Consider the following 16,084-nt stretch of genomic DNA (forward strand, 5'->3'; position numbering starts at 1 on the left):
CTGCTCGAGAACGCGGCGGATGACGTGCGCCGCGCCAACGTTCATCGCCACCGTCCCGATCAGGTCGGTTTGGCCGTCTGATCACTTCGGAGATACAGAGATGGCAGATTTGTTTGATAACCCAATGGGGTTGACGGGATTTGAATTCGTCGAGTTCGCATCGCCCGTGGCTGCGATTGCCTGCCATCAAGGGTATCGGTGGCGCACCGCTTTATCGATCGAGCGCGATCAGATCCGCCGAGGTGTCGTAGGGAAACACAGTTGAACAACGCGCTCCACGCATGACGTGCGCGGAGCGCGATACACCGGCAGACGGACCACGATCCAACAACAAGGCCGTCGACATTTGCCGTATCCAGGAGACATACATGCATTCCACAGCAACCGCGGATTCCCGTCCGCACGATCAACTCGTCGTCAACGTCGACAACTCGCCGGGTGCCGCAATCGCCGCGCGTATGGATCGCCTTCCGATCACCCGCCATCTATGGATGCTGGTGCTGCTGATCTCGTTGGGTGGCTTTTTCGAAGTCTACGACCTGATCTTCACCGGCTACATCGCGCCGGGCATGACGAAGAGCGGGGTGCTGCAAACGACCACGCACGCGTTTTTCGGCTTCACCGGGATCGCCGGCTTCATCGCCGCGACATTCGCCGGCCTGTTCGTCGGGACGTTCGGACTGGGCTGGCTGCCCGATCGATACGGCCGGCGCTCGGTGTTCACGGTCTCGCTGCTCTGGTATTCGGTCGGTTCAGTGATCATGGCCTTCCAGACCACCCCGGAGGGGATGATTTTCTGGCGCTTCATCACCGGCATCGGCGTCGGGGTCGAAATCATCACGATCGACAGCTATGTGACGGAGGTTGTGCCGCAACACATGCGCGGCCGCGCGATGGCGTTCAACCAGAGTGTGATGTTCGCGGCGGCTCCAGTCGCCGCGATCCTGTCGTACTGGCTCGTACCGACCACGGTGTTCGGTATCGAAGGGTGGCGGGTCGTGGTGCTCGCAGGCGCGGCCGGCGCGTTGCTGGTGTGGTTCATCCGGCGCGGTGTGCCCGAGAGCCCGCGGTGGCTCGCCATACGCGGAAAACTCGACGAGAGCGACGCGATCGTGCGGAACATCGAGGCGATCGTCGAGCGTCAGTCGGGGCGGTCGCTGCCGCCCCCGTCGCAGGTCGTGGTGCAGCCGAAGCATCGACGTGCATCGCTTGCGGAGTTGTGGCAGCAACCTTATCGATCACGCATGGTGATTCTGATTGTCTTCAACTTCTGCCAGGCGATCGGCTACTATGGTTTTGCGAGCTGGGTGCCGACGCTGTTGATCAGCCAGGGCATTACCGTCACGAAAAGCCTGCTCTATTCGTTCATCATCGCGTTCGCGTTGCCGATCGGGCCGCTGCTGGCGATGGCGGTCGCCGACAGGATCCAGCGCAAATACCTGATCGTTGGCGGTGCGTTGATCGTGATCCTATGCGGGATGGCGTTCGCACATGCCAGGACGATGGCACCGCTGATCATCCTCGGTGTGTTGATCAGCTTCGCCGGCCAGATCATCTCGGTCTGCTATCACGCGTACCAGGCAGAGTTGTTCCCGACAGCGATACGGGGCCGGGCCAACGGCATCGTGTATTCGGCCAGCCGGGTCGGTGCGATGATGTCGGGCTTTTTGATCGCATTTCTTCTCCGTGATTTCGGCGTGCCAGGGGTATTTGCCGGCATCACGGCATGTATGCTGATGGTCGCGGTGTCAATCGGCCTCTTTGGACCGAAGACCAATGGTGTGCGGCTCGAGGAACTGAACCACTGACCCGTCACGATTATCTCGACAACCGCGACGCGTACGAGGGCACGTTGCGGTTTGATGGTTCGAAGATCGGTCCGGCATGTGGATCTTGCCGTCGCCGGGCCGACGATGCCGAGGCCGTCAAGTGGCAGCAGGCGTTCGGCGACGATTGGCCGGCACGACGCACGTTCCCGAATCGCCTCGTCGTGCCGTGCCGATCAGGCTGTACATCGAGGCGGCACGTTCGCCACCTGCGCCGGCGAACAGATGGCTCCGCCGGCCGAATCGAACCCTCACCCCCGCGCCACCCCCGTCGACTCCCGCACGACCAGCTCCGGCGCCCCGATCGTATGCACGGCGGCAGCCGGTTCGATCCCGTCGATCATGTCGAGCGTCAGCGCGATCGCCCGCGCGGCGATCTGCGACGTCGGAAACCGCACCGTCGTCAGCGCGGGGCGGAACTGGTGCGCGAGCTGGATATCGGTCATGCCGATCACCGACAGATCGACCGGCACGCGCAAGCCGAGATCGGCGGCCGCCTGCATCGCGCCGATCGCCATCAGGTCGTTGGTCGCGAACAGCGCGGTGAGGCCCGGCTGCGCCCTCAGTAACGCAGCAGCCGCTTCGTAGCCACCTTCGATCGAGTCGTGCGCCGACACGGTCGTCAACGCGTCCGCCGGATGGCCGCGTGCCGCGAGTTCGTCGGCGAAGCCGCGCAGCCGCACCGACTGCGGGCCGCCCGATCCCCTGCCGACGAGCGCGCCGAACGCGCGATGCCGCAGCCCGGACAGGTGCGTGGCCGCCAGCGCCCCCGCCGCCGCGAAATCGACCGTCACGCACGGCAGCGTGCGCGACGCATGCACGTGCTCCCACATGCACAGCACGATCGACGCGCCGTGGCGTGCGATGTCGGCCAGCTCGGCTTCGGCGAGGTCGGTGTTCATCACGATCGCGCCGGCGGCGAGCGTCCCCGCGATCCGCTCGAGGTAGTTGCGCGTGATGGCCGGATCGTCGTCGGTATTCGACACGAGCAGGTAATGGCCGCGCTTGCGCGCCTCGCGCTCGGCGGCCAGCACGAACTCCGGATAGAACGGGTTCGTGATGTTCGACAGCATCAGCGCGAGCGTCGACGTGCGGCCCTCGGCCAGCGCGCGCGCGGTCAGGTTCGGCCGATAGCCGAGTTCGCGGATCGCGGCCATCACGCGTTCGACGGTCGCCGGCTTCACCTTCTGCGGATTGCGCAGCACGTTCGAGACGGTCGCAGCAGTGACGTTCGCGCGCCGCGCGACTTGCGCGAGCGTCACCATGCGCGGCCGCCAGGTGGTCGGAAGATGAGGCGCGACGGAAGCGAAGCGGGGGAGTGTCTGCTCATATTCTGGGAGTGCGTCCCACTAGTTGCACAAGGACAGGCGATACGCTAATTTCTGGGCACATCAGATCAAGGAGACGACATGGTACGGCGAACCGGGCGAACTGCACCACTGAAATTTAAGCGATTAAATTTCTCGATCCGTAGCGCCTGACCGGAAGAGGAGAGCGCGATGACCGCCATTTCATTGAAGGACGTCTCGAAGCGCTACGGCGACCATGCGCCGGTGCTGCGCGATGTGAACCTCGAGATCGCGTCGCACGAGTTCTGCGTGTTTCTCGGTCCGTCGGGCTGCGGCAAGTCAACGCTGTTGCGGATGATCGCCGGGCTCGAGGACGTGACCGACGGCGAACTGCGGATCGGCGGTGCGCGCATGAACGACACGCCGCCTGCCGAGCGCGGTGTAGCGATGGTGTTCCAGAGCTATGCGCTGTTTCCGCACATGACCGTGTTCGACAACATCGGCTTCGGCCTGCGCATCGCCGGCACGCCGAAGGATGAAATCCGGCGCCGCGTGACCGAAGCCGCGCGCGTGCTGCAGCTCGACGCGCTGCTCGATCGCAAGCCGAAGGCGTTGTCGGGCGGCCAGCGGCAGCGCGTCGCGATCGGCCGCGCGATCGTGCGCGAGCCGCGCGTGTTCCTGTTCGACGAGCCGCTGTCGAATCTCGACGCGACGCTGCGCGGCCAGACACGCGTCGAGATTGCCCGCCTGCACGCACGCTTCACGCAATCGAGCTCCGTCTACGTGACGCACGACCAGATCGAGGCGATGACGCTGGCCGACCGGATCGTGCTGCTGCACGCGGGCGACGACGTCGCGCGCTTCGGCAGCATCGCACAGGCCGGTGCACCGCTCGAGCTGTATCACCGGCCGGCCAACCGCTTCGTCGCGGGATTCATCGGCTCGCCGCGGATGAACTTCCTGCCGGCGGTCGTCGAAGCGGGCGATGCGCATGGCTGCCGGCTGCGCCTGGATGGAACCGGCGAAACGCTGACGCTGCACGATCGGCCGTTGCCGCGCCACGTCGGCAGCGGCGCGCGCGTGACGCTCGGGATTCGTCCCGAGCATCTGACGGTCGCCACGGCGGGCGATGCCGACTTGCCGGCGATCGTGCGTGACGTCGTACTCGTCGAGCAGCTCGGCGAAGCCGCGTACGTGCATCTCGACCAGCCCGGCGGCGTGCCGCTGCTCGCGAAACTGCCGGGCCAGGCCGCGTTGCGGCGCGGCGAACGGCATGCATTCCGCGTGTCGCCGTCGTGCTGCCACCTGTTCGACGAGGCCGGCATCGCGTTGCCGGCCGTCCACGCCGAAGCGGCGTTCGCGTAGCGGCGCACTGCCGACCCGCCGCGCGCGACGCGGCACCCATCACACCAATACCAGGAGACAACGATGAGACTTCGTGCGAGCCGATTGCTGCTTGCCCTGACGACTGCCGCGGCATGCGCCGCGGGGACGGCCGATGCGGGCACGCTGAAGGTGAACGTCGCCGCGCGCGGCAACCAGCGTGCGACGTGGCAGGCGGCGTTCGACCAGTTCCACAAGGCGAATCCGGATATCGACCTGAAGGTCAGCTACGTGGGCGAGGAGGCGTACAAGGTGCAGATGTCGGGCTGGCTCGCGACCGATCCGCCCGACGTGCTGAGCTGGAACAACGGCGAACGGCTCGCGTACTTCGCGAAGCGCGGGCTGATCGAGGACCTGAGCGCGGACTGGCAGAAGAACGGCTGGAACGACACGTATGCGGCCGTGAAGCAGTCGTCGACCTACGGCGGCAAGCTCTATAGTTTGCCGCTCGGCTACGACGCGTATGGGTTGTTCTACCGCAAGGACATGTTCGAGAAGGCCGGCATTCACGGCGAGCCGGCCGACTGGGCGCAGTTTCTCGACGCGTGCCGCAAGCTGAAGGCGGCCGGCATCGCGCCGGTCGCGGTGGCCGCGCGCGATGCGTGGACGCTCGCCGCGTGGTTCGACTATCTCGACCTGCGGATCAACGGCTATGCATTCCACCAGAAGCTGATGGCCGGCGACGTCGCGTATACCGATCCGCGCGTGCGGGCCGTGTACGCGGCATGGAAGAAGCTGATCGACGACAAGTATTTCATCGACAACGCGCTGTCCTACGACGTCGATTCGCTGAGCCCGCTGATCGTCAACGGCCAGGCCGCGATGACGCTGATGGGCACCTGGTATTCGGCGGGCCTGCTGAGTGCGGCGCGCAACCCGATCGGCTTCTTCCGCTTCCCGGTGATCGATGCGTCGGTGCCGCTTGCGGAAGATGGCCCGGTCAACGTGCTGATCGTGCCGGCGAAGGCGCACAACAAGACGGACGCGCGTCGCTTCCTCGCGTTCATGGGGCAACCGGCGGTGAGCGGCGAGTTCGCGAAGGGAATGGGGCAGTTGCCGTCGAACAACAAGGCGCCCGAGCCGCAGGACCCGATCTCGAAGATCGGCTTCCGCACGCTCGCGACAACGCCGGGCGGCATCGCGCAGTTCTACGATCGCGACATGACGAAGGAAATGGCGGACGAGGGGATGAAGGCGATGCAGCAGTTCCTGTCCGACCCGACGCAGCTCGATGCGATCCTGCAGCGCCTCGAGCAGACTCGCAAGCGCATCTACCGGAAATAACGCACCGCGCGGCCGGGCCGGCGCATGCCGGTCCGGTGCGTCGTTGTCACCGTCTCGTTCGTTGGGTTCGTTTGGTTCGTTTCGTCGAAGGTCACCTCATGTCAACCAGCCTGTCCGAAAGCGCCGTGCGCCGCGAAGCCGGCCCGCAGCGGCATGCGCGCGCGTCGCTCGCGCGCCGGCGCAACCGCGCGGCCCTGTGGTTCGTGCTGCCGGGATTCGCGCTTTTCACCGTGTTCGTGCTGTATCCGATCGTCAGCAGCATCTGGCTGAGCTTCCATCACTGGGACGGGATGACGCCGATGACGTATGCCGGGCTCGACAACTATCGCGAGCTGCTGCAGTCCGATACGTTCTACGTCGCGCTGAAGAACAACGTGCTGTGGCTCGCGCTGTTCCTCGCCGCGCCGCCGCTCGGCCTCGCGCTCGCGCTGTACCTGAACCAGAACGTGTTCGGCATCCGGCTCGTGAAGTCGCTGTTCTTCGCACCATTCGTGTTGCCCGGCGTCGTCGTGGGCCTGGTGTTCTCGTGGTTCTACGATCCGACGTTCGGACTGCTGAAGCTGATCGTCGGACACGGGATCCCGGTGCTCGGCGATCCGCGCTATGCGACCTACGGCGTGATCGTCGCCGCGCTGTGGCCGCAGATTCCGTTCTGCATGATCCTCTACCTGACCGGGCTCACCGGCATCAACGGCGAGATCGTCGAAGCGGCGAGGATGGAAGGCGCACGCGGCTTCACGCTGCTGTGGCACGTGATCCTGCCGCAATTGCGGCCGGCGACCTTCATGGCGGTGGTGCTGACCGTGATCGGCGCGCTGCGCAGCTTCGACCTGATCTCCGTGATGACGGGAGGCGGCCCGTTCGACAGCTCGACCGTGCTCGCGTACTTCATGGTCGACCAGGCGATCAAGTACTACCGGGAAGGCTATTCGGCCGCGATCGCGGTCGTGCTGTTCGCGATCATGCTCGTCTATATCGTGTGGCAACTGCGCAAGCTGGTGCGCGTCGAGTCGTAAGGATAACCAACATGTATCCGATGCCCGTGTCCCGCTGGGGACGTCCCGCCCGCCTGCTGTACCGCCTGTCGCTGCCGTGCGCGCTCGCGCTGTGGCTCGTGCCGCTGCTCGCGGTGCTCGTCACGTCGGTCCGCTCGACCGACGAGATCATGGCCGGCCATTACTGGGACTGGCCGAAGCAGTTCGCGCTGCTCGACAACTACGGCACCGCGCTCACGCAGACGCCGATGCTGCATTACTTCGCGGACAGCATCCTGATCACGGTGCCGTCGGTCGCGGCATCGATCCTGCTCGCGTCGCTCGCGGGGCACGCGCTCGCGAACTACCGGTTCCGCGGCAATCTCGTGCTGCTCGGGCTGTTCGTGGCCGGCAACTTCGTGCCGATCCAGATCCTGATGATCCCGGTGCGGCAGATCATGCTCGGCGTCGGCCTGTACAACACCGTGTGGGCGCTCGTGCTGTTCCATACCGCGTTCCAGACCGGCTTCTGCACGCTGTTCCTGCGCAACTTCATCCGCGAGTTGCCGTTCGAGCTGATCGAGGCCGCGCGCGTCGAAGGCGCGTCCGAATGGGCGATCTACTGGCGCGTCGTGCTGCCGCTCGTGCGGCCGGCGCTCGCGGCACTCGCGATCCTCGTATTTACGTTCGTGTGGAACGACTACTTCTGGGCGCTGTGCCTCACGCAAGGCGACGACGCGGCGCCGATCACCGTCGGCGTCGCCGCGCTCAAGGGGCAGTGGACGACCGCCTGGAACATCGTGTCGGCCGGCTCGGTGCTCGCGGCGCTGCCGTCGGTGCTGATGTTCTTCGCGATGCAGAAGCACTTCGTCACCGGGCTCACGTTCGGCGCGACCAAGGGCTGACCCGTCCCATCCTCTTTCATCTGCAAGGAATCCACGATGCACCTCGGCGTTTGCTACTACCCCGAACATTGGCCGCGCGAACAATGGGACCGCGACGCGAAGCGGATGGCCGAACTCGGCCTGACCCGCGTGCGGATCGCCGAATTCGCGTGGAGCCGGATGGAGCCGGAACCCGGCCGCTACGACTGGGCGTGGCTCGACGAAGCGATCGACACGCTCTCCGGCCAGCAACTGAAGATCGTGCTCGGCACGCCGACCGCCGCGCCGCCGAAATGGCTCGTCGATCGTCATCCGGAGATCCTGCCGATCGGCGCGGACGGCGCGGTGTGGCAGTTCGGCTCGCGTCGCCACTACGATATCGCGAGCCCCGTGTATCGCGAGCACTGCGTGCGCATCGTGGACGCGATGGCGCGGCGCTACGGCGCGCATCCGGCGGTGATCGCATGGCAGACCGACAACGAGATCGGCTGTCACAACACGCTGCCGAGCTATACGCGTGCGGCGCTCGAAGGTTTTCGCGCGTGGCTCGCGGTGCGCTACGGCGATATCGGCGCGCTGAACCGCGCGTGGGGCAACGTGTTCTGGAGCATGGAGTATCGCGGCTTCGACGAGATCGAACTGCCGCGCCATACGCCGACCGATGCGAATCCGGCCCATCTGCTCGACTTCCGCCGCTATCAGTCGGACGAGGTCGCGCGGTTCCATGCCGTGCAGGTCGATGCGATCCGCCCGCACGCGCCGGGCCGCGACGTGCTGCACAACTTCATGGGCTTTTTCACCGAGTTCGATCACTATGCGTTCGCGCGCGGCGGCCTCGACGTGGCCGCGTGGGACAGCTACCCGGTGCCGCGCACCGAAGTGCTGCCGCTCGACGAATCCGACAAGCGGCGCTGGGCCCGCACCGGGCACCCGGACGTGTCGGCGTTCTCGCACGACCTGTATCGCGGCGTCGGCAACGGCCGGATGTGGGTGATGGAGCAACAGGCGGGGCCCGTCAACTGGGGGCCGTACAACCCGGTGCCGCACGCCGGCGCCGTGCGGCTGTGGACGTGGGAAGCGTTCGCGCATGGCGCGGAACTCGTATCGTATTTCCGCTGGCGGCAGTATCCGCATGCGCAGGAGCAACTGCATTCGGGGCTCAACGCGCCGGACGACCGCCTGTCGCCGGGCGGTCATGAAGTGGCGCGCGTCGCGCGTGAACTGGCTGCGCTGGATCCCGGGTGCTTCGCGGGTTCGGAGCGTCCGGCGCGCGTCGCGCTGCTGTTCGACTACGAGGCGGACTGGATGATCCGGATCCAGCCGCATGGCGCCGACTTCGACTATCAGCAACATGCGTTCGACTGGTATCGCGCGCTGCGCGAACTCGGGATCGACGTCGATATCGTCGCGGCCGGTGCGGACGTGTCGCGTTATGCGTTCGTCGTCGCGCCGACGCTGCCGGTCGTCACGGATCGCATCGTCGAGCAGGCCGCGCGCGGGACCGCGCACTGGTTGTTCGGGCCGCGCACGGGTTCGCGTACGGCGGCATTCGCCATCGCGCCGGGCCTCGCACCCGGCAAGCTGCGTGACGTGCTGCCGGTGCGGATCGGCCAGGTCGAATCGCTGCGGCCGTCGCTCGCCCCGCGCGTCGCGTTCGACGGCATCGACGGCCACGCGCTGAAATGGCGCGATCACGTCGATATGGAATCGGTCACCGGTGTCGACGTGCTCGCGGCCTGCGACGACGGCGTGCCCGCACTCGTGCGGCGCGGCCACGTGACGATGGCGACCGCCTGCTTCGATCGCACGCTGTTGCGTGCGATCGTCGGCCGCTGCGCGCGCGACGCCGGACTGCCGGTGCGTGCATTGCCGGACGGCGTCCGCTTGCGCCGGCGCGGGCGCGTCGTGTTCGCGTTCAACTACGGCGACGCAACGTGCACGCTGCCCGCGCCGGACGGTGCGCGTTTCGTGCTCGGCGGCCGCGAACTCGGCGCGGTCGACGTCGCCGCATGGGTCGAGCCGGACTGACGCGATGCAGTCGTTGCCGTCGCTGCGGTCACGTATCGCGCGCCTCGCCGGGATCGCGCATTTCGTGCCACTGTCCGCGGCGGCGCTGATGCTCGGCGTCGCGATGTCGTTTACGGCGCCGTACCTGTCGCTGTTCGGCGTGCAGGCGGCAGCAATGTCGCCGTCACTGGCCGGCGTATTCATGACGCTGATCGCGGCGAGCGGTGTCGTCGCCAGCACGTGGGCCGGACGCTGGTCCGATCGCCGCGACCGCCACCGGCCGTTGCTCGTCGTATCGCTCGCCGCTGCCGCGCTCGGCTTCGCGCTGCTGTGCGTGCTGCGCGCGCACGGGCCGGTGATCGCGGCCGGCACGATCCTGCTCGGCGCGGGGGCCGTGTCGTTGTCGCAGATCTTCGCGTTCGCGCGCGCGGTGCTGCCGGTCGATGACGACGCACAGCGCGAGCTCGCGTCGGCCGCGCTGCGCACGATGCTGTCGGTCGCGTGGGTGTTCGGGCCCGCGCTCGGCGCGCTGATCCTCGCGCAGACGGGTTTCACCGGGCTCTTTCTCGCGGCTTCGGCGGGCTTTGTCGCGTGCGCGGCGATCGTCGCTCGGATTCCGGAGCCTGCGCGGCGTCCAGCCGCCGTTCACGTGCGCGCGGTCGACTACGCTCCGGCGTCGTCGGGCGATGCTGCGTCGGTCGTCGTCGCGCCGCGCGCACGCGTGCTGCGGACCCTCGTCGCGCTCACGCTGATGGGGCTCGCGGCGAACGCGACGATGATCGTGCTGCCGCTGTACATCGTGCGCGGGCTCGGCGGCACGCCGGCGAACGTGTCGGCTGCGCTGGGTCTGGCCGCGTTGCTCGAGATTCCGATGATGCTGTGGCTCGGCATCCGCTCGACGCGGCTCGACAAGGCACGCTGGCTGACCGCATGCGCGGTCGTGCATGCGGCGTATTTCATCGGGCTCGTGGCGGTGACGCGAGTCGACCTGATCCTGCCGCTGCAGTTGTTGAGCGCCTGCGTGGTCGCGATCACGTCGTGCCTCGGGATGACGCGCGTATGCGACCTGATGCCCACGCGCCCCGGTACCGCGACCGCGATGTTCTTCAGCACCGCGCGCGTCGGCTCGATCGCGTCGGGTGTGCTGTCGGGGGCGTGCGTCGACCTGTTCGGCTATCGCGCGACGTTCACAGGGTGCTGCGGGCTCGCACTCGTGGCGTGCGTGCTGCTCGCGCTGGATGCGCGCGGCGAGCGGGGCGGTGTGAGCGGAACGGCGCAGCGAGCGGTATGAGCGACACAAGCGACACAAGCGACACAAGCGACACAAGCGACACCACACCGCCCGCACGACACCGCTTCAACCCACCGCACTGACGCACGATGCGCCGGTGCGGTGAATCGGCGATGCCGTGAAGCGTCAACGCTTGCGATACGCGTCGAGCGACGCCAGCGCATTGCCGTGGAAGTCGAACAGCGTATTGTTGTCCCACTGATCGCCCGCGCCCAGCTTCCAGCCGACGCCCGGTGTCGGGATCCATTCCGGTTCCCACCAGAACACGCCCTTGCCGCGATTGCCCGGCACGCCATTCACGGTGTCGACGACCGCCGCGAGGAACTGCGCCTGGCCGGCCGGCGACGGCGGGAACGCGGTCGAGCCGGTGTTCGTCATCGCATTCGGCTCCGAGTCGCCGTCGCTGGTGGTCCACGGATACGCGGTCTCGACGACGATCAGCTCCTTGTCGTAGCGTACGGCGAGATCGTTCGCGTTGTTGCGCAGGTCGTCGAGCGCGCCTTGCCACTGCGGGTAATACGACAGGCCGATCACGTCGAACGCGACACCGCGTTGCGTCGCGCTGTCGAACCACCAGCGGCTTTTCGCGTTGTCGCCGCCGCTGTCGATGTGCAGCATCACCTTGATGCGCGGATCGACGGCCTTCACCGCATCGTGGCCCGTCTTCAGCAGTTGCGCGAGGTTGTCCCACTGGTCGTAGCGGCCGAGCGGCCACAGCATGCCGCGCGTGATCTCGTTGCCGATCTGCACCCACTCGGGCCGCACGCCGGCGCGCTGAAGCTGGCGCAGCACGTCGGTCGTATAGGCCGACAGCAGTGCGCACGTGTCGGCGAGATTCTTGCCGGCCCATGCATGCGGCGGGTATTGCTTGCCGGGGTCGGCCCACCAGTCGCTGTAGTGGAAGTCGATCAGGATGCGCATGCCGAGCGCGGCCGCGCGCTTCGCGAGCGCCACGACATGGGCCGCGTCGTTGTAGCCGGCCGCATCGCTCTGGTTCGCGGGGAAGAAATCCGGATTGCCGGGATCGTTCCATACCTTGATGCGGATCGAATCGACGCCATGCGCATGCAGGATCTTCAGGCAGTCGCGCGGCTGCCCGCGGTCGAAGTACCGTGCACCGTGCGCCTCGAGTTCCGGCAGCGTCGACACGTCGGCGCCCATCGCGAACGGGATACCCGCGCTGCCTGCGGCGCGCGCGACGCCTTGCGCGACGGCCGGCAACGCGCCGGCCAGGTCGACGCACGCGAGCGCCGCGGTCGAGACACTCCAGCGCAACATCGATCGTCTGTTCATCGTCATCCTCCAGTATTGGGCCCGGTCGATCGATCGCAGGATCGCGGGCTTCATCGGTTTAAGCGCTTAAATTTCGGCCTCGATGAGAGGCCGGATCGAGCGTAGCGCAGCCGCCGATGCCAACGCAAAGAACGCGTGCGTTGCCTACTATCTGGCGACAGGCGTGGGGACGGTGAGGAGAGACAGGCGGGTCAATCTTGCGCCCGGTGCAGAGTCGTGCTTTTTTCAGGTGCCGTTCGTGGCGAATCCTGAGCCGTCTGACTGCATGAAGCCACGCTGACCACGACGATGATCGCCGCGCCGGGAGCACGTTGGGCACGATGCGCGCGTGGCTTCACGTATACAACACGGCACGGTCGAGATACGACCGGACTGCGACGGCCTCGCTGTCAATCAAACCCCAAAGAACGCCAACCCCGCGATCACGATGCCGACTGCGGCCACGCCAATGGAAAGGCCCTGCATCCATGAACGGCGCGTGAGGATCGTGATCGCCGCCAGCGCGATCGAGATCTGGATGACGGTCGTCGCCTGCGACCACCGATGGTGTCGGTGCATCCGCGCCTCGCTGGCCGCGTTGTTCTTCTCGACTTCCTTTTCGAGCGCCTCGGCTTGCGCCCGGATCGGTTCCTTGTCGGCGCGGTATCGTGCGGCGTCCGCCTCGAACCGCTTGCGCTGCGGCGACGCGTCCGGGCTCAACGCCGCGCCGAGTTCGGCGAGGTTCTGCTTGTTGCCCTTCGCCTGATAGTAGGCCCACTGGTTCGCAGCCTCGGTTTTCCGGATCGCGGCGTCATTCTTGTACAGTAGCGCGAGGCTTTCGTCGGCACCGCTCTGGTAGGCCGATATCGCACCGAAGCAGGCAAGCACGGCCGTCAGCACGGCGATGCGCGACGTACCTTGATCGCCGCCGTGAGCCGCATGATGTTCCACCGCATGGTCGTGAGGGCCATGAACTTCGTATTCTTCAGACATCCGTAAGGAACCCGCAAGAGTTGAATGAAATCCGGCGCCGGCCGACTGCGCACGGACGCTCGATCGCACATGGGAGTCTGACACAGGTTTGCGTGCTGGCGATGCTTTCGCGCGACGCGCCAGCCTGGCGCGTCTCGCGCATGTTCAGCGACGGATCCGCATCCTCGTGGGACCGCATCGCGGCGGATAAACGATAAACCTCAGGCGGCCGCTGCCTGGACGGATTCGGTATCCCGGTTGACGTGATTGACCCAGTGGTTTCGGAGCGGGCATGCCGACCGGTGTACTTGGCGGTTTGCGGACTGACGCGTCCGCATGCGACCGGGCCCGACGCGTCCGCTACCGCTACCCGCGAACGCCGACCCGATACCGCGTCGTCTGGCGATAGGTCCGACCCGGATGAAGAATGGTTTCGTCGCACAACGCGTCCATGTTGACCTGGTTCGGAAAGAACCCGGCTTCGACGCACAGCGCCGCGTGCCGCCGGCACGCCACGCCGCCGCTCACGCGCACGCCGTCCAGATAGTTGCCCGTATAGAGCTGCAGCCCGCGCTGGTCCGTCGACACGGCAAGCTCCCGGCCGCTTTCCGGATCGTAGATCGATGCGACGGGCCGCACGCCGCGCCCAGGCTCGCGCAGCACATAACAATGGTCGAAGCCGCGCCCGCGCGCGAGCTGCGCATGCGGCCAGTCGAGGCGCGCGCCGATCGGCGCGCTCTGCCGGAAATCGAACGCGCTACCCGTCACGTCGGCGGTGCCGGTCGGGATCAGCGCATCGTCCACTTCGACGAACGCGTCGGCGTCGATCTGCAGCAGATGGCCGCGCACGTCGCTGCCCGCGCGCCCGCTCAGGTTGAAGTAGCTGTGATTGGTCAGGTTCAGCGGCGTCGGCGCATCGGACACGCCCGCGTAGTCGATCGTCAGCGTGCCGTCGTCGTCGAGCGTATAACGCACCTGCACCGTCACGTTACCCGGAAATCCCGCATCGCCTTCCGGCGAATCGAGCCGCAGTGTCAGCCCGCCACGGTCGTCGACGACGTCCCAGCGCGCGCGGTGAAAGCCGCTCGCGCCGCCGTGCAGCAGGTTGCCGTTCTCGTTGCGGTCGAGCGTGTGGTCGACGCCGTCGAGCGCGAAGCGCGCATTCGCGATCCGGTTCGCCCAGCGGCCGACCGTCGCGCCGAGGTAGGCGCCCGACTCGACGTAATCGGCCGGCGTGTCGTGCGCCAGCACGATATCGGCGAAGCGCCCGGTGCGGTCGGGGGCGAGCCACGACACGACGGTCGCGCCGAGATCGCTGACGACGACGCGCATCCCGTGCGCGTTGCGCAGCGTGTAGCGCCGCACCGGATCGCCGCCGGGCAGCGTGCCCCACGGTTCGGACGGAATGCGGCCCACGTCGGATGCCGGGCGGGGAGAGTCGGTGTCGATATGCATGAGTGGGTTCGCTCGTGAGCGGTGAATTCAGTGGGCGGGCGCGGTGCGCTCCTGGTATTCGCGCGGGGTGCAGCCGAGTTCGCGGCGGAATACCGCGTACATGTATTGCAACGACGTGAAGCCGCAGCGGATCGCGACTTCCGCGCTCGACGCGTTGCGGCTCGCGAGCAGCGCCTGCGCGGCCTCGAGCTTGTGACGCAGGATTTCCTGGTGCACGGTGCGCTGCAGTTCGCGCCGGAAGTGTTCTTCGAGCAGCGAGCGCGACACGCCGACATAGTCGGCGACCTGTTCGGTCTTGATCCCCTGGCACGCGTACTGCCGGATGAAATGCCGCGCGCGCATCACGTGCGGGCTCGCGAGCGGCTGGTGGCGTGTCGATTCGAGCACGTTGATGCCGACCGGCGGCACGAGGATGCGCTGTCCGGGAAAACGCGCGCCGCGCAGCATCCGGTGCAGCAGGTGCGCGGCGGTGCGGCCCATTTCCTCGCTGCCCTGGATCACCGACGACAGCGGAATGCGCGTCAGCGTGCGCGTGAGCGGATCGTTGTCGATGCCGATGATCGCGACCTGTTCCGGCACCGCGATGCCGGCGATCAGGCACGCCTGCAGCAGATGCCGCGCGCGCGCATCGGTGACCGCGATCACGCCGACGGGCTTCGGCAGCGCATGCAGCCAGCCGATCAGCTGCTCGATCGCGTGATTCCAGCCCGACGCGCTCGTCGACAGGCCGCGGTAGATCGGCGCGTCGAGCCCGTCGGCGCGCGCGAGGCGATCGAACGCGAGCTCGCGCTGCTGCGCCCAGCGGTTCTCCTGCGCGACCGGCAGGCTGTACATCGCGAAATGCGCGAGCCCCGCGCCGATCAGGTGCGTATAGGCGAGCGACACGAGCTTCGGGTTGTCGGTCGCAATATATGGGACGCCGTGCGGATACTGCGCGGGATCCTCGTACGACGAGCCGACCGCGACGATCGGCAGCGGCGAGCCGGCGAGCGCGTCGGCGACGGCCGGATCGTCGAAGTCCGCGATGATGCCGTCGCCGTCGAAGCGTTCGATGCCGGCGAGCCGGCAGCGGAAGTCGTCCTCGAGGAACAGGTCCCACACGACACGCGTCGTGTGCAGGTACTGGCCGATGCCGCTGATGAGCTCGCGGTCGTAGACCTTGTTCGCGTTGAACAGCAGCGCGATGCGGTGCGGTGTCTGGGCGGAAGAGGCGCGGGTCATGTCGGTCTCGGGGCGGGCGCCGCTCGGGCGTCTTGCCGTTGTCTCCGGGGCGCGCGGACGGTGCCGCGCGATGCTCTGGTGACCGGCGATTGTAGGCCGGAACGCGCACCGCGCGCAGCGGCTGGCAAGAAACGTTAAGCATGCTGCGCAATTTCGCAATTGCCGGCCGGCAGGCGCGCGGGCACGATCCAGCCAACCGGATTCGGCCGCGTGCGTCGTCGTCGCG

Annotated in this window: 13 protein-coding genes; 8 read left to right on the forward strand and 5 right to left on the reverse strand. The window is 67.0% G+C overall.

The genetic code is table 11. The annotated features are described in order from the left end of the window. The first annotated feature begins 100 nt into the window (after positions 1-100). Positions 101-265, forward strand: a complete 165-nt coding sequence (locus U4Z64_RS24960) for a hypothetical protein (RefSeq protein ID WP_321801995.1) — start codon at positions 101-103, stop codon at positions 263-265. Positions 266-368: 103 nt separating this feature from the next. Beyond that, a complete protein-coding gene (locus tag U4Z64_RS24965; protein WP_321801948.1) occupies positions 369-1,808 on the forward strand; it encodes an MFS transporter in 1,440 nt (479 codons plus the stop codon). A 269-nt stretch (positions 1,809-2,077) separates the two neighbouring features. Here U4Z64_RS24965 and U4Z64_RS24970 read toward each other — a convergent pair whose 3' ends face one another. After that, on the reverse strand, positions 2,078-3,091 hold the full coding sequence (locus U4Z64_RS24970; RefSeq protein WP_321821379.1) for a LacI family DNA-binding transcriptional regulator: 1,014 nt from the start codon (positions 3,089-3,091) through the stop codon (positions 2,078-2,080). Between the two features lie 234 nt (positions 3,092-3,325). Here U4Z64_RS24970 and U4Z64_RS24975 point away from each other — a divergent pair, with 234 nt between their 5' ends. The 6 genes from U4Z64_RS24975 to U4Z64_RS25000 all read left to right on the forward strand — a co-directional run bounded on the left by U4Z64_RS24975 (position 3,326) and on the right by U4Z64_RS25000 (position 10,938). After that, positions 3,326-4,480, forward strand: a complete 1,155-nt coding sequence (locus U4Z64_RS24975) for a sn-glycerol-3-phosphate ABC transporter ATP-binding protein UgpC (protein ID WP_321801949.1) — start codon at positions 3,326-3,328, stop codon at positions 4,478-4,480. Positions 4,481-4,543: 63 nt separating this feature from the next. Continuing rightward, on the forward strand, positions 4,544-5,782 hold the full coding sequence (locus U4Z64_RS24980) for an ABC transporter substrate-binding protein (RefSeq protein ID WP_321821380.1): 1,239 nt from the start codon (positions 4,544-4,546) through the stop codon (positions 5,780-5,782). A gap of 98 nt (positions 5,783-5,880) precedes the next feature. Then, positions 5,881-6,798, forward strand: coding sequence for a sugar ABC transporter permease (locus U4Z64_RS24985; protein ID WP_321801951.1), 918 nt, complete (start codon positions 5,881-5,883; stop codon positions 6,796-6,798). Between the two features lie 11 nt (positions 6,799-6,809). Further along, complete coding sequence (locus U4Z64_RS24990) at positions 6,810-7,661, forward strand: carbohydrate ABC transporter permease (protein ID WP_321821381.1); 852 nt, start codon at positions 6,810-6,812, stop codon at positions 7,659-7,661. A 36-nt stretch (positions 7,662-7,697) separates the two neighbouring features. Beyond that, a complete protein-coding gene (locus tag U4Z64_RS24995) occupies positions 7,698-9,668 on the forward strand; it encodes a beta-galactosidase (RefSeq protein ID WP_321821382.1) in 1,971 nt (656 codons plus the stop codon). 4 nt (positions 9,669-9,672) lie between these two features. Continuing rightward, on the forward strand, positions 9,673-10,938 hold the full coding sequence (locus tag U4Z64_RS25000; protein ID WP_321821383.1) for a sugar efflux transporter: 1,266 nt from the start codon (positions 9,673-9,675) through the stop codon (positions 10,936-10,938). Between the two features lie 126 nt (positions 10,939-11,064). Here the strand turns inward: U4Z64_RS25000 and U4Z64_RS25005 are convergent, their stop codons facing one another. From U4Z64_RS25005 to U4Z64_RS25020, 4 genes are all read right to left on the reverse strand, one after another. After that, positions 11,065-12,231, reverse strand: a complete 1,167-nt coding sequence (locus U4Z64_RS25005; protein ID WP_321821384.1) for an arabinogalactan endo-1,4-beta-galactosidase — start codon at positions 12,229-12,231, stop codon at positions 11,065-11,067. Positions 12,232-12,624: 393 nt separating this feature from the next. Next, positions 12,625-13,203, reverse strand: a complete 579-nt coding sequence (locus U4Z64_RS25010) for a DUF4337 domain-containing protein (RefSeq protein ID WP_321821423.1) — start codon at positions 13,201-13,203, stop codon at positions 12,625-12,627. Between the two features lie 345 nt (positions 13,204-13,548). Next, positions 13,549-14,637 carry an aldose epimerase family protein gene (locus U4Z64_RS25015; protein ID WP_321821385.1) on the reverse strand — a complete coding sequence of 363 codons (1,089 nt, stop codon included), beginning with the start codon at positions 14,635-14,637 and terminating at the stop codon, positions 13,549-13,551. A gap of 27 nt (positions 14,638-14,664) precedes the next feature. Next, entirely contained in the window at positions 14,665-15,858 is a 1,194-nt protein-coding gene (locus U4Z64_RS25020) for a DNA-binding transcriptional regulator (RefSeq protein WP_321821386.1), read from the reverse strand. Between the last annotated feature and the right edge of the window lie 226 nt (positions 15,859-16,084).

Source organism: Burkholderia sp. BCC1996 (genome assembly GCF_905339955.1).
Lineage (GTDB): Bacteria > Pseudomonadota > Gammaproteobacteria > Burkholderiales > Burkholderiaceae > Burkholderia.